Origin of the sequence: Nostoc sp. (genome assembly GCF_036919595.1) — a bacterium.
Taxonomy (GTDB): Bacteria; Cyanobacteriota; Cyanobacteriia; order Cyanobacteriales; family Nostocaceae; genus Nostoc.
Genome location: NZ_JBALCO010000148.1, coordinates 38,998 through 54,115, shown reverse-complemented (window position 1 = coordinate 54,115; position 15,118 = coordinate 38,998). Strand labels below are relative to the sequence as shown.

The window sequence follows — 15,118 nt, the reverse complement described above, 5'->3', positions numbered from 1 at the left end:
AAATGCAGAATAAACCAAGAAAAGTCAAGACTTCTAGCGAACCAAACCGTGGACAACCCGTAAAAATTCAGGGTAAGCGTGTTATTACTAATCCCACTCGTAATCCCAGAAAAATAGATAGCAACCCCATTTCTGTTGCTGATCCCACTCGCAATCCCAGAAAAATAGATAGTAAGCCCATTTCTGTTGCTGATCCTACTCGCAATCCCAGGAAAATAGATAACAACCCCGTTTCTGTTGCTGATCCCACTCGCAATCCCAGGAAAATAGATAACAACCCCGTTTCTGGCAACTCCCGACAACGAAATAGCAACTTCTCCCAGGCGTCTGTATCTACACCGACAGAAGAAGATAGCGATCTCATCTACGGTCGTCATCCAGTATTGAGTGCATTGCAAAATCAGCGCAATCTCAACCGGATCTGGATTACTACCCGTCTGCGCTACGATCCCAGCTATCACCATTTTCTCTTGCAAGCGAAGGAAAATGGCACAGTTATTGATGAGGTTGAACCCAAGCGCTTAGACCATCTCACCAACGGGGCTAATCATCAAGGTGTAGCGGCACAAATTGCTCCCTACGCCTACATCGAATTACCGGATCTAATTGAACAGACAAAAGCTGTAACCGATCCTGTAATTGTGGTGGCTGATGGAATTACTGATCCCCACAACTTGGGAGCAATTATTCGCACCGCCGAAGCAATAGGCGCTCAAGGATTGGTGATTCCCCAGAGAAGGGCATCTGGGATCACTTCCACTGTCATGAAAGTGGCAGCAGGTGCTTTAGAAAATTTTGCTGTAGCTAGAGTTGTCAACCTCAGCCGCGCCTTAGAAGAATTAAAAGAAGCTGGCTTTTGGATTTATGGCACTGCTGCAAGTGGGAGCGAACCCGTGCATACAGTCAATTTCACTGGCCCAATCGTTTTGGTAATCGGCTCAGAAGGCGAAGGTCTGAGTATGTTAACTCAACGCTCCTGTGATTTTTTAGTATCGATTCCTCTACAGGGTAAGACTTCTAGCCTCAATGCTTCCGTAGCAGCGGGTATGGCGCTTTATGAAATTTATCGGCAGCGATCGCTAAACACGCTGCACTTAGATAAATTACAAAAATTTTCTTTGAAAAAATAATAGTAAAAGAGTATAAAGAAATGTAAAAGCTAATCAAGTAACATATCGTTTAATACCCTGTAGCACGTTTATAAATCGGCGAAAATCATGAAAACTATTTGGCATAACCTCAAAGAAGTGTTGATTAACACATTCGACTACCTCGGCTTGGCTTGGTGGGTAGAGATTGGAACGCAGAATCCCCGCTGCACGTACTACTTCGGCCCATTTCTGAGTTCTTCTGAAGCAAAATTGTCAAGTACTGGATATATAGAAGATTTGGAAGTAGAAGGAGCGCAGGGAATTGCTGTGAATGTCAAGCGCTGCAAACCCAATACTTTAACAATCGCTGACGACTTGGGGGAAAAGATTGACCGCAAAGTACAGCCTGCCTTTGGCGGTCAAATTTTAAGTTAGGCCAGAGAATCAACACAATTCGTAGTTTGTAATTCGTAATTCGTAATTTCGAGTTTTAATTACGAATTATTTCTTCAATAGTCAAAAACCCTTGGACTTTTGACTATTGACGGGGCGGTTGGTACACACGTTTTAGAGTCTATATTAACTGTTCAAGAATCCCCCGTACTTTAGATGTGGGCAGTATCAATACCAATTACCTGCGGATGAACTTCGAGCCAATGGTCAATGTCATTCAGCACCTGCTGAGGAACTTCCCACGGGAAAAGATGGGCGGTGTTGGGATAGCACTGCCACTGAGAATTTTGCAGGTGTTGAGCAGTTTCTAAGCTGGAATCAGATGTAATGTGGCGGTCTTGGTCACCAGCAAGTACTAAACTAGGACATTGTATTTGTTGCAAATCTAGAAGTCGGTTGTATCCTGATTGAATTGCACTATAAAGGGCGCGAGTAGCAGCAGGAGAGGTTTGCAAATAAGCTGGTACTGCAACGGTAGCGATGTATTTGTAAGTGGTAGATGTATGTTGTTGGATTAGGTAGCGGAAAAGCGATCGCTTGCCAAAAGTTTCAATATTCCATTGCCAACTCGGTTTTATATAGTTTACTAGGGCAGCAACACCAGTATATAAATTATCTTGCCAAGTAATAGTCGGATGACTGCCACGCGGTTTTGCGGCTGTCGCTACCAAAATCAGCCCTGTAACGCGCTCTGGCAAACGTAATGCCAATTCCATTGCCAGAATGCCCCCAAGTGACCATCCTAATACTAGGCACTTTTCAATTTCAAAGCGGTCTAGCAGCGCTTCTAAATCGGTCAAATGGTCATTCATATCAAAATTGCTATTGCAGCGACTTTTGCCATATCCACGTAAATCAGGGGCAAAAGTTTTATAGCGTTTTGATAAATGATTGGTAAAGACAGATAGACTACGACCAGAACCAGGATGACCGTGTAAGCCCAAAATGGGGAATCCTTGACCTTGGATGTAGACATTAAGACGTGCAGCAGTGGTGGTATGGCGATCGCTCATTACTCCCTGTCCTCCTGTCTACCAAATAAATGTTCTAGAATGCGTTGACTTTCAGTTCTCAACCCTTTAATTTCCGATCTGATTTCTCTGAGTTCGGTTACAATTTCTTCAAAGTTATTTTCACTATACCAAGGTTAATTGAGAATATGATCAATTTTAAATTAGGGTAATTTATTCACTACACTTTCAAGAAATAGGTTCAAAAACCATTTGAGGAATCAATACTTCGTCTTGTAATTGCCCAATACCTAAAAAGCGAGTCTCTTGATCATAAACTCTCACTATTCCAGAAACATCGAAAGTTAGAGAAATTCGCTGACCTTGACACCATTTTTGAGCAGATGTTGTTGGTAAAGTCACAGATGACAAATGTTTCAAGGCGGCATCAGGTACAAAAGGTTGAAATGTCTGGGCTTGTAGTTTAGTTTCTAAATCTGTGAAAGTGAGACTATCTGTTAAATCGAAACCACTGCTTTGGGTGCGGATCAAAGCCGCAAGAGTGCCACCAGTTTCTAAAATTGCACCTAAGTCACGAGCGATCGCTCTAATATATGTACCAGAACCACAGGCGATCGCCACATCCAATTCGGGAAAATCTCCTTCTCTCCAGTCCAAAATATCTATCTGAAAAACTTCCACTGTTCGCACTGGGACTTCCACCGTTTTACCTTGGCGTGCTAAGTCGTAGAGACGTTTACCATCCACTTGGATTGCACTGTAAATAGGTGGTATTTGCTCAATCTTACCTTCAAATTGTGCCAGTGCAGTTTTCACCTCTGCCAAACTCAATCCAGCACAAGGTTGAGAAGTGATGATTTCACCTTGTAAATCATCGGTTGTAGTACGCACACCCAGCCGAACGGTGGCTTTGTAAGCTTTATTGTCTGGTAGATATTGTAATAATCTTGTGGCTTTACCAAGGGCGATCGGTAATACTCCGGTAGCTGCTGGATCTAAGGTTCCCGCATGTCCCACACGTTTGAGGCGCAACAATTTTCGCACCCGCGCTACGCAGTCGTGGGAAGTCCAGTCAAATGGTTTGTTTAAGTTTAGAAAACCTTGAAATAACACAAAAGCAATAGTTACAGCTTCTAAATTCTATAAAATACTCATCAATATAATGCTCATAACATCAATATTCAGCAGTTAAAACTTCATAAAGCATTAATTTATACGCATAAACCAGGCTGAAGATATGCTCTCACCGCCGACGCTGCATGACGATGAATTTGTACAGTGCGTGCGTAAGTCCTATCCTAAACAAGTTAAACCTTGTCCATTTTGAAACCTGGAGTAGTGCGGGCATCTTGCCCACTACTACAATATGGGAGCAAGATGCTCCCATTACTTTTAAAAACTATGGTTCTCAAAATAGATGTGGTTTATGAACAAAAAGATCCCCGACTTCTTCAATAAGTTTAGAATCTGAGCCTTTCGGTGGAGAGCAAATCAAAATAGGATTGCTCTATCATCAAAAAAGTAAAATGGTATTAGTATAGGAACCCAAAAAAAGGACTAACCATAATAGATCAGTCCTTTCTTTTTTCAAATAAGAGCGATGATTAGGAGAATGTAAAGTCCGCAGCAGCCAGCGTCGGAGTAACGCCAGCGAGTTTAACCAGTAGATCACTTTGATTCAGAGTACCTACAGTGGCATCATTACCCAAGATATAGGTATCACTACTATATGTGAAAGCACCAAACTTGCTAGCGCCGATTGCCGTAGCAGCACTTGCAAGTGCGGTGCTCAAGCTGTTTGCACTAGCGACGGCTGCTTGTACCGCCGACTGACTAGTCAAACTACCGCTATTGAATACGCTTCCACTAAGTTCGATTTTATCTGTTCCTTGCAGGAAAGAATTAACGGTATCATAGGTATCGGTAGTACCCCCTGTAAAGCTTCCTGCATTGGAACCTGCGATCGAGAAGACAAAGGTGTCAGTACCAGCACCACCTGTTAATACGTCTTTACCAAGACCACCTACTAATCTACTAGTAGTACCACTACCACCACCTGTTAAGAGGTCATTACCATTACCACCTATTAATACGTTACTACCACCACTACCACCACCAGTAGCGGTTAAAGCTCCTTGGAAACCAGTAGCGTCAATGTTTACATTGGTGTTGGGCGGTGTAATTGTGAGGGCGCTGTCACCCGTCACTTTAATCGCCACAGTACTAGTACTAGCAGTGCCTAGACCACTGCCTAGTGTGATCGAATTACTAGCAGTTGTAGCATCCTTCTTCTTAGATGCAATGTTGAGGGTGGTAACACCAGTTAAGTTTAAAGCGTTGATTGTCGCAGTATCTTGAAGCGCGATATTAGCAGCACCAGTCCCGGTGAGAGCGAATGTACTAGCTGAAGAACCTGCTACACTAGAGCCAGTACCTGCCAAGGTAAAGGTATTGCTTGCAGTCGCCCCAGTAACTGAGATACTACCTGCTGACGTTAGTGTCAATATATCGTTTGAAAAAGCAGTAATTTTACTGCCATCGACTGTTATACCAGTACCTGATAAGTTCAGTACTTCAAAATTTTTGACAGCGTTGATAGCTGTATATTGGGTGGCAGTGGGTTCAGCAGTCAAACCCGTAAGTATTAATGTATCCGTTGTGCCTGCACCACCGTCAAGCTTATCGCTGGCGTCGAAGTTGGTTAATGCAGAGCTTAAAGTATCATTTCCGCTACCGCCTGTGAAGGTAGCATTCACGACACCAACTGCCACCTTAACACCGCCTGTGTTTGCGCTGGCATCAATCGTTGATACTGTCGTCGGGGTAGTAGCACCTAAATCTAGTGTGCCAGCACCAGTAATTTTCAGGGATGTCGTAGCCGTTGGTAGTGTTAATGTCTTAATAGAATTATTCCCTAAACCATCAGCGGCAATGTTAAGGGTAGTGAGTGCAGCATTGATACTGCCTGTGCTTAAATCAGCCGTAGTGACTGTGGCATCCTTGATGGACAAGTTTGCACTGGTGGTCGTAGAACCAAAATCAGCCGTAAGCGACGTGATAGTTGTGGTAGGGGTGGCACCGGCGGTAAGGGGGGCACCTTCAACACCAAAGGTAATACCACTAAGTCCCTTGGCAGTAAAAGCGGCTAAGGTACTAGATAGACCTTTAATAGTGACTTGTTGAAGACCTGTAGTTTTGCCAGTGAAGTCAATTGTGGCACCAGTAGTAGGATTTACAAGTTCTACTTTTTCAACATTTGATAGAGTTGGGACAGCAGCAGTACCATAAGCATTTAAGTATTGGAAGGTATCAGTGCCTGCACCACCATCTATCTTGTCAGTGGCTTGGACTTGATCTGTTGTTGATGTACCAGTGTTAGCGCCTGCGAACGTGTCATTATTCGCTGTACCTATTAAGTTGTCAAATTGCGAGGTTGTCAGAACACTGTTTATACCGACTGTCGCTGCTGATGTGTAACCAGTGATCTTTGTATCAACCGCCGTATTACCTGCTGTAACTGATGCAGGGTCAGAGGTAATCGTATTGAGAATAGTTGTTGAATCTGGAAATGCCTGCGAAGGTGGTGAGATAATATTATTATTCAGCAGTCCATTGGTAAACCGCGTGGCAACGTCAGCCCTATTTTGCAAAGCTGTTATGTCTGAACCGCTAGCACTTTGAATTAATGTGAGGATAAAGGTCGAAGCTTGATTCGATCCTTGAGTTTTCAACACATTAACCCAATAGTCCAATCCTGTCTGCTCTGCCGACCGACCGAAAGCATTGCGGTAGATTGAGTTGACAAATGCAGTGGGATCGGAGATATTAGGCAAGGCCAAGTAAGCATATTTATCTTTGGACTCTTGTGCAGTACCAAAACTAGTAGCGATACTTTCAAGAGATACGCCTTGTTGGCCTTGCCCTACCCAATAATTAAGACCAAAGAGATCAGGGGCACGATTGAAGTAGGTCACATAAAGCTTGGTAATTGAATTCCTGTCTGCTGTAGTCATAGTTCTATTTCACTCTTTATTAACGTAAAGATTATTTTTGGTTTTAGCTGGTTCACTTTTTGAATCACTAGTCGATAGTTTCGCAAACTCAAGCATAAAATCATCCAGTGTTTATACTGAACTGTTTTGAGAACACTCTTATATAATTAAGTAGTTAAACGGTTGATTTTATACAATTAAGTAGTTTAAAAGGTTGATTTTAGTAATTGCTCAACCCCTTTGATAAGAGGCAGAGATAAAGATTAGCTGAAGGAATGGAAAAACTGCCAGAGCTAAAACAACTATAAGAATCAGGCTAATTTAATTATTCACGCCTACTTGCTTATCTGCATTGTGACGTGAAACCAATCGAATAGATATTTACATTCTCCGCCTCTGATCACAGTGGAAGCAGCCCCCTAATTAAGCTAATAAAAAGACCTCTCCTTAGTTTGACTACGCAAAACCTGTCCCTCTCCGGCTTGGAGAGGGACAGACTGAAATTTTTAAATGTAATTATTAAATAAAAATCATCACATGCAGCATTGCAACGCCGACATCCAACATCCAAAATCCAAAGTTGAGTATAGAGTTAGAGGCTTTTTTTTGAAAGTATTGAGCTTTGGGGCGATCGCTACCAAGTGCTTGTGCTAATTCGGTTTTACTCAGCGACTGGACGAGACTCAACCCAAGAGATTTACTAGAAATGCTTTGAGTGTAGGCGGCATTAAGGTAGGGGGTGTATTGTGACCTTCCTGAAACATAGGTTTGGAAGAAAGGTAAACTTAAAACATTCATGTAACGACGCGCTTGGGAAGCATCACCAATCATATCCGCAGGTAATGCTACTTGTTGATTTGCAGGGTTACCATTGCCAATGGTGGAAAAGTGGGTGCCACCTACAAGCATGACGAGATACTTTTGTGAATTAGTGAACCAGGAGAAAGGTAGAATTTGTTCGGATAAAGCTGGTGCAACTGTATCATCACTACTACTGACAATCATCACTGGAGTTTTAATTTGACTTAAGCCAGCTTTGCCGAAAATAGAACTAGTAATGGGATTAACTGCGATCGCAGCTTTTACTCTCTCATCCCGCAGGTTATAATCCTTAGCAGATTTGTTGATGTTCAATTCTAAAGCACGACATTGGAGCAGTAAAGACATATTCCAGGTATTTTGCAGTGCTGCTGGTTGACAGTCTTGTTTTAGCTGCTCAAAGTTGATTTTAGCGCCTGCTAGGGCCAAGGCTGTGTAGCCTCCCAAAGATTGACCAAATACTCCAACTTGTTGCAGATTTAACCGACCTTTAAATCGTGAATCAGATTGGTTACCTTTTTCCAATTGATTCAATATATATGTTACATCCAAAGGTCGGTCTTTAAATTCACTGGGTTCTGCTACATCATTGGCGCGTCCATTCAACAGAGAATGTAATTGTTTAGCATCACTACCAGGATGATTGGGAACGGCAACGGCAAATCCGTAGGAAGCTAGGTGAGTGGCTAAATATTGAAAGTTGCTGCTGTCTAAACCCAAGCCGTGAGAAATTACAATTATGGGTGCAGGATTCTGGACATTGGGAATATAAACATCAGTTAATAAAGGCCGATTGCGGGTTGAGTCGAAAAACTTCAGGGTATATTTTTGTGATTTAAACTTTCCCGGAACCTGTAAATCAGACAATTGCGAGAAAATTGGTTGTTTTATGGAAGCAGCTTCAATCTTAGACTCTTGGGAAACTGCTGCGATCGCTCGATGGGTTTTATCAACAAGTTTCTCCAATTCTGTAGCTATTTCCAAAGTCTGCACTACATCAAGGTTAATGCTGTTGGTGGGATATTTACGCAACACATTCAAAAGTGTCAAGCCTCCTGATTCAGCAGAGGCTAAAATTACCGCCGAACGCAAAGTATGAAATTCTGGTTCTGGTTGAGGAGATTTGGTTTTAATCACTTGCGCCAACCGATGCAGCAAAAATTCTCCTTGCGGTGTGTAGAGAAATTGCGAAAGTACTACCGGACTAACTTTCACACGATTAAGTAAAATCTGCCGCAATTCTTGAAGCTGTTGAAGAGGCAGATATTGCTGATATGCTGCCAAATCGTCGTCAATTACACCTGTTTTGGCGTAGTTTTCTAAAGTAGTGACTGAAATAGAAAGCTCTAAAGCTGAATAAGATGCATAAATCCGCTCTGCTGCCAAGACAGAATTACTAATTCCAAACGTTGGCAGCATCATTGAAAGAACCAGCAACAGGAAATTTTTTCTCAGGGTGCTGGCCCAATTACCAAACAAACTATTCATCGCTCAACTGTTTCGGTAGTCTGGTTTTATTCGGTGTTGGCTTTGGTAGTTATTCGGACACCCTGCTTGGTTAACTTAAATTATTAGCCTCAATTTTATCAAAACAGAATTTAGGAGTCAGTCGTTATAATTCAGAATGAATTGTGGATGACTGGCGAATAGAAAAAGCTTTATCTGACTCCTAAATTCTGATTTCTGAATTCTTATTTCAGAATTTTTATCTTGGCTATAAAGTCAAAAATAAGATACTACGGAGTCACACAGTTGAGTAAAATATCCATCTTACAAGAGGCTGACTCCAGTAGTTTGCCTTCACCATCAAATCATAACAAATAAAAAATCTTCTGCCTCAGTATTTATGTTGTAGCTTTGAATATGGCACGAATTCACTAAATAAAAAACCCAGTAAAAATCCGGAAAATCCTTTCTCTTAATCAGTTTTTACCAAAGCGATCGCTATTGAGCCTGTGACTACTAAAGCCGCTCCTAATATTGCGATGAAAGTGAAGTGTTCTGCTGGTATCGAATAAGGTGCAATAACTGATACAACTCCGACTGATATTAATGTCACAATGGGAGCTAAAGCTAATACTGCGCTCACTCGTGATGCTTCCCAATGTTCTAATGATTCGGCAAAAGCACTGTAAGCGATTAAAGTATTCAAAGCACAAAAAAGCAACATTCCTAAGTGTAAAGTATCAAGTATAAAAAGCGATTTTACTCTGGCTAGAGGAGTGAATAATAAGGCACAGCCCCCGTAAATAATCAGCATGATACTAGAAGAAGATAAAGATTGTAATAACTGCTTTTGTGCCAAAGCATAAATAGCCCATGCTGCGGCTCCTAGCACAATCAAAACACTACCTAGTATATATGTACCATGCGTTGTAATTAAATTCCTTAGTTGTTCACCAAAAAATAAAAGGTAACCGCAAGTTAGTACACTTATACCAATCCATTGATACAGTCGATAACGTTCTTTAAAAATTACTAACCCTCCTAAACCTAATAAAAGGGTAGATAATTGAATGAGAACTTCAGCGTTAGCAGGCGATGTTAGTGCTAAACCTTGCATGAAGAAAAAGTAATTAATCCCTAAAAAGATTGTAGCGATCGCTAATAATTTCCTAGAAGCAAAAAACAATTGTTCTAACTTTGGTAATTTACCGCGTATTCCTAAATACACAGCAAGTAGAAAAAAAGATACCAAAAAGCGAAACCAAATGACGGTATATACATCAAGCACTTGTAAAGTTACCGTCAGAGCAATAGGTAAAATTCCCCACAATAAGACCGTCAATAGTGATAACGCTAGCCCTAAGCGCCACCGACCAGAACTTTGATGTAGTGACATTCAAATATCCTACTCAAAGTAGGGCTAATAACAAGCTAAAACACATCTATTTTGCATAGCTATATTTTATCAAACTCTTGTGGAAAAAGGATATTAGCAGCTTAGCTAATCTAAATTAAAATAGAACAGTTTACCTCTATCATTCAATTCTTTGATAGTCATATAGGGTTTTTTATTTACATAAAATTCGTAAATCATGTAGTTACTTTACATGAATATTAAATATATAACTTTCGCGTAAGTATATAATTTATCCGTTGTTATTTTATTACAAAAAACTATGGGGTTTATACCCTTCATAGGCTTAGTAGTGTTTATTACAGGCTTATCAATTTACCTGCTACTGACCTCAAAAGGTCGATTTTTGCTCAAATCTTTGGTGACAAAAATAAAGCCCCAAGAGTGGAGATTCAGATATGGTAAGATTAACTACCTGAGATCAAGATTTTTAAGGACTATAACAATTGCTGCGATTATTTTGGCAGCAGTAATAGCTGGAAATACTGTATCAGCCCAGGTTACGTCACCTCTAGCTTCGCTCAAGAGCGTATCAGTTCCAGAACCTGACAATCTTGAAGACTTTGTAAAAGACAAAGTAGCCGCGATCAAATTAGGAAAGACTCTTTTTTGGGATATACAGGTTGGGAGCGACGGACTGAGTTCCTGTGCTAGTTGTCACTTCCATGCTGGAGCCGACAATAGATCCAAAAATCAGATTTCTCCGGGGCTTTTGCGGGTTAACGCTGATCGGACACCGAATCCAGATACAGTTTTTAATGTAGGTGGTGCGCCAAACTACCAGCTAAGAAAAGAAGATTTTCCCTTCCACAAGCTGTCAAACCCGAATGATCCCAAGACAGTTGTATCTGACCGTAACGATGTCAGTTCCTCTCAAGGGGTCTCCAATACGAAGTTTGTTAATGTTAAACCTGGTAGCGCGGAAGACCAAGTAAAAACCGAGCCAGATAAGGTGTTTAACGTGGGAGGTACGAATGTGCGCCGCGTCCAGGCGCGTAACACGCCAAGCGTAATTAATGCAGTATTCAACTTCCGCAACTTCTGGGATGGAAGGGCGCAGCGGATCTTTAATGGGGTGAATCCCTTCGGTTTAAGAGACCCTAATGCCTCTGTGGTGAAAGCAGAAAACCCAAATCAACTCAAATTTGTCAAAATCAGCCTGAATAATTCGTCTTTGGCTTCCCAGGCACTCGGGCCACCACTCAATTCCTTTGAGACGTCTGCTGATGGTCGCACTTTTCAAGAAATTGGTGATAAGTTCGGGCGAATTGACAACAGAATATCTAGCAGTGGACTGCCGCTAGATAATCTAAATAATATTGGTGATACTCTGGTTGACCCGCTACTCAGTTCTGTTGAAGATATTACTGGTAATTTGGGGCAAATTGACAACATAAAATCTATCAACGGACTGGTGCAAAATGTTCTATCAATTAGCGGTACAAAGCTTCCTCGAGTACTGGCGCAAAAGTTAACTAGCCTCAGACCGCTAGGCAAACAGGTTGTGCATCCACAAGACAGCGTTTTAGGTGCAGACAGTAGATCGCCTCTACCCGGATTAAAGGATAGAACCTACGAGCAGCTGGTTAAAGATGCCTTTAAACCGCAGTGGTGGAAATCTAATCGACTTATCCAAGTTGATGCTCAAGGTAGACGGACTTTTGTCAACACGCCTGATAACTCTTCCCAAACCAATGAGTACACACTGTTGGAGTATAACTTCTCGCTATTCTTTGGGCTTGCAATTCAGTTGTACGAGTCTACACTTATTGCCAATGATACGCCCTTTGATCGCTTCTTGCAAGGAAATACCACAGCCCTAACTAAGCAGCAGCAACTAGGTAAACAACTGTTTGAAGGCAAAGGTCTGTGCATTGGTTGTCACGTTGGATCAGAATTAACAGCTGCTTCAGTGAGCAACGTGGCTAAAAATGGACGAATCAAACGTGCGCCCTTCCCTCCAAACAGCCCTGAAGACAATGGCTTCTTCAATATCGGCGTCAGACCTGTTACGGACGATCTCGGTTTGGGTGGTAATGACGGTTTGTCTGGTAACGGCCAAGGTAATCCGCTTTCAGAGGCACGATTGGCTCAGTTAGGGAAATTTCAGGCTCTCCTGGGCGAAAATCCCCCCATTCTCACTCCACCGTTGAATCCTAGTGAAACTGTGTTTGCAGACGGAGCCTTCAAAGCACCTGGACTTCGCAATGTGGAACTCACTGCTCCCTACTTTCACAATGGAGGTCAGGCGACTTTAGAGCAAGTGGTTGATTTTTACAATCGGGGTGGTGACTTTGGAGTTCTTCCGCCGCTGAATCTCTCACCAGAAGAAAAACAGCAATTGGTCGCCTTTTTAAAGGGACTGACTGATGAGCGAGTTCGGTATGAGAAAGCGCCTTTTGACCACCCGCAACTGTTCGTTCCGAATGGACATCCGGGTAACTCTACCTCTGTTACCAATGATGGTACTGGCAAAGCCACGGATAGCCTACTAGAAATTCCTGCTGTTGGTAGGTATGGTGGTAGTGGCACTCGAAATTTCCTGAACTAACTAGCAATTTCAGTTAGTAACTCAGCTGTGGGAGTAGGGGAGCAGGGGGAAAACTTTTAACTCCTAACTCCTAACCGGAGGCGGAGCGTCTCCGGCTCCGCTCCCCACTCCCCTTAAGGGACTGACAAAAAATAAATTATCCAAAATTATTTGTACATTTCTAGGGGATCTTGGCCAAGATCCCCTAGAATGTGATGTTTTTTTAACTGGAAGTCCCTTAAAAGTGATCAGCCATCCAAGGCGACGCACCTGCAAATATTTGCGTAGCTGTTAAAATAGCGGTTTCTGTCCCATGCAGTTTTCTGGCTTGTTGCAAATGGTAGGGGGTGAACAAACTTGTATACAATGGTGCCAATTCCCGGATATCTAGCTGCAACTCACCTCTTCCACCTCTGGTAACTTCACCACGTCCGTTGGCGACAGAAAGAATGAATTTACCATTATTTCCAGTTAGCAAATTATCTTGAATTTCTAAGTGCAGTTCAGCTTCGATTCCCGATCGATAACCCCGCGCCTCCAGCGCCTTAACTACATCTATTACTCGCAACATCCAACGAATCGTATTCCCGATCTTGGCAGTCTGCTCTGGTAGCAGCAATGTTAGGGAATCAATCACAGAACTCTTCCATCGCACCCGGTCAATTTGAGAGCGATGATTAGCAAGAAAAGACCAAAAACTTTGTGCAGCAGAATCTGTGAGTATTACCCAATCTTTGATCCGCAGAATTGCGCCATCCTCTGCTGAATGTTGGCTAAAGAGGATGTAGCCTTGGGGTTTCTCTTTGGTACCAATAAAATATGCGTAAAATGTTTCCTTCTTATCTGGTTGGATTAAGCGCTCCCAGATTGCTGGATGTCGGTCTAAATATCCATGCGTTTGTCTCGCCTGCTGCTGATATAGCTGATGAAAGATTTCATGATTGATCGGAATTATTGGTTCCAAAGGTAGGGGTTGCTCCCGCACCTGGATACTGTTAGCAGCAACTTCCCAATCACACCAGTGACCCCCCTGCTCATACCCTACTTTTCGGTATAAGCCTTGAATAGAGGGATAAAGAGCGGAGAGCGCTACGCCCCTAGCATAAAGTTCTTTGAGGGTATGCTGCATTAGAGCAATCGCAGCTCCGGAACCGCGATCCTCTGGAGCAATGCCCACTGCCGCAATTCCTGTCATTGGTACACGTTGACCACCCCACCACTGACCCATATCCAAAGTTGCCAATCCACCAATTACTTGCTGCAATTTACGGATAATTCGGAAATTTTCTACGCCAATGAGATTGATGTAAACTTCCTCGCCACCAAATGCGCTGATATAACACTGCTCAAAGATATACCCCAGTTGCTGAATATCCTGTGGATGGGCGAGAGTGCTGTATTCAAATTGAGCCGTCATCTCTTATACCATTAGTAGGATAAAACCACAATCATACTACAGCAGGCGTTGCCTCAATGCTTCACCACTAATAACTAAACGGCGTAGGCGTAGACTATCGTAGACATTGCTCCCATCCAAAGACTAGTTGTCAAAATTTAAACGTTTGCAGCTAATGTTAGATCATTCATAAGGTATGTTTAAGCATTTGTATGTCAACTATAAGCAATTGCTAACAATACTTCATCTTTTGCAAAAAATGCTCTTACAATCTATAAGCAATGCTTAAGCCATTGCTGGAAAAGTATAAATTAGTTATGCAAACGTTTTAACATTTGCAACAAATGCTCTAAAATTTATAAGCAATGCTTAAATCATTGTAGCAATCATTGCAATTAACTTATAAATCTATTTACTATTAGAAATTCAAAACTTGTCAGTTACCAATACAGCGATCATCCGGCGAAAGTATTAGCCCAAAACCAAGGCAATAAGTATCAAATCATCGGTACTCTGGACAAAGATGGTGTTAAGGGTGACGAGCTTTTGTTGATTATGACGGTGAACCGAGCAACTCTGGACGAGGCAGCCGATTTATTACGTAAATTAGAAGTTAAAGGCGATATCATTACCGTTGACGGCGGTAGATCAACTTATTTGTTCAATTCGCAGAACAGAAATATTATAGTCAAGAAAGTACTTCCAAAGAAGGATCAGCCTTATTTAATATTGTGGCGGGATAATTTTGACGGTGATGCCTCGATTAAGTTGTACGATGGAAACAAACTTATCCAAAACATTTCTTCTCGTACTGCTAGCGATGGAGTTTATGAGTGGACACCAGGTATTTCCGTAAAAGAAGGCTATTTTGTTCGCATTTATAGCTGGAAAGACCGGAATATTTTCGGGCAGTTGCAATTGTAATAAAGATCAGCGCTGTTTTTAGCGGTGCGGAATGGGAAAATGAAATGGATAACTAGCTAAACACAAACCTCTCAACAAGGTT

At 42.0% G+C, this 15,118-nt stretch carries 10 protein-coding genes; 4 read left to right on the top strand and 6 right to left on the bottom strand.

Annotation, left to right across the window (positions count from 1 at the left end):
* The first annotated feature begins 2 nt into the window (after positions 1-2).
* Entirely contained in the window at positions 3-1,130 is a 1,128-nt protein-coding gene (rlmB, locus tag V7K21_RS22595) for a 23S rRNA (guanosine(2251)-2'-O)-methyltransferase RlmB (RefSeq protein ID WP_335177436.1), read from the top strand.
* 87 nt (positions 1,131-1,217) lie between these two features.
* On the top strand, positions 1,218-1,526 hold the full coding sequence (locus V7K21_RS22590; protein WP_335177435.1) for a DUF1816 domain-containing protein: 309 nt from the start codon (positions 1,218-1,220) through the stop codon (positions 1,524-1,526).
* A gap of 170 nt (positions 1,527-1,696) precedes the next feature.
* On the opposite strand, the gene V7K21_RS22585 is transcribed toward V7K21_RS22590, so the two are convergent.
* The 5 genes from V7K21_RS22585 to V7K21_RS22565 form a co-directional block, all read right to left on the bottom strand.
* Positions 1,697-2,557 carry an alpha/beta fold hydrolase gene (locus V7K21_RS22585; protein WP_335177434.1) on the bottom strand — a complete coding sequence of 287 codons (861 nt, stop codon included), beginning with the start codon at positions 2,555-2,557 and terminating at the stop codon, positions 1,697-1,699.
* Between the two features lie 186 nt (positions 2,558-2,743).
* Positions 2,744-3,628 carry a tRNA pseudouridine(55) synthase TruB gene (gene truB, locus V7K21_RS22580; protein ID WP_335177433.1) on the bottom strand — a complete coding sequence of 295 codons (885 nt, stop codon included), beginning with the start codon at positions 3,626-3,628 and terminating at the stop codon, positions 2,744-2,746.
* Between the two features lie 491 nt (positions 3,629-4,119).
* A complete protein-coding gene (locus V7K21_RS22575; RefSeq protein WP_335177432.1) occupies positions 4,120-6,528 on the bottom strand; it encodes a DUF4214 domain-containing protein in 2,409 nt (802 codons plus the stop codon).
* 498 nt (positions 6,529-7,026) lie between these two features.
* Positions 7,027-8,814 (bottom strand): alpha/beta hydrolase, encoded by a 1,788-nt coding sequence (locus V7K21_RS22570; RefSeq protein ID WP_335177431.1) that lies wholly within the window; start codon positions 8,812-8,814, stop codon positions 7,027-7,029.
* Between the two features lie 430 nt (positions 8,815-9,244).
* Entirely contained in the window at positions 9,245-10,168 is a 924-nt protein-coding gene (locus V7K21_RS22565) for a DMT family transporter (protein WP_335177430.1), read from the bottom strand.
* 280 nt (positions 10,169-10,448) lie between these two features.
* On the opposite strand from V7K21_RS22565, the gene V7K21_RS22560 reads away from it, so the two are divergent.
* The gene (locus V7K21_RS22560) at positions 10,449-12,737 is read left to right on the top strand and encodes a cytochrome-c peroxidase (RefSeq protein ID WP_442948911.1); all 2,289 of its coding nucleotides are present in this window, start codon (positions 10,449-10,451) and stop codon (positions 12,735-12,737) included.
* A gap of 217 nt (positions 12,738-12,954) precedes the next feature.
* On the opposite strand, the gene V7K21_RS22555 is transcribed toward V7K21_RS22560, so the two are convergent.
* The gene (locus V7K21_RS22555; RefSeq protein WP_335177429.1) at positions 12,955-14,133 is read right to left on the bottom strand and encodes a GNAT family N-acetyltransferase; all 1,179 of its coding nucleotides are present in this window, start codon (positions 14,131-14,133) and stop codon (positions 12,955-12,957) included.
* A 534-nt stretch (positions 14,134-14,667) separates the two neighbouring features.
* On the opposite strand from V7K21_RS22555, the gene V7K21_RS22550 reads away from it, so the two are divergent.
* Complete coding sequence (locus V7K21_RS22550) at positions 14,668-15,036, top strand: hypothetical protein (protein ID WP_335177428.1); 369 nt, start codon at positions 14,668-14,670, stop codon at positions 15,034-15,036.
* Positions 15,037-15,118 lie beyond the last annotated feature (82 nt).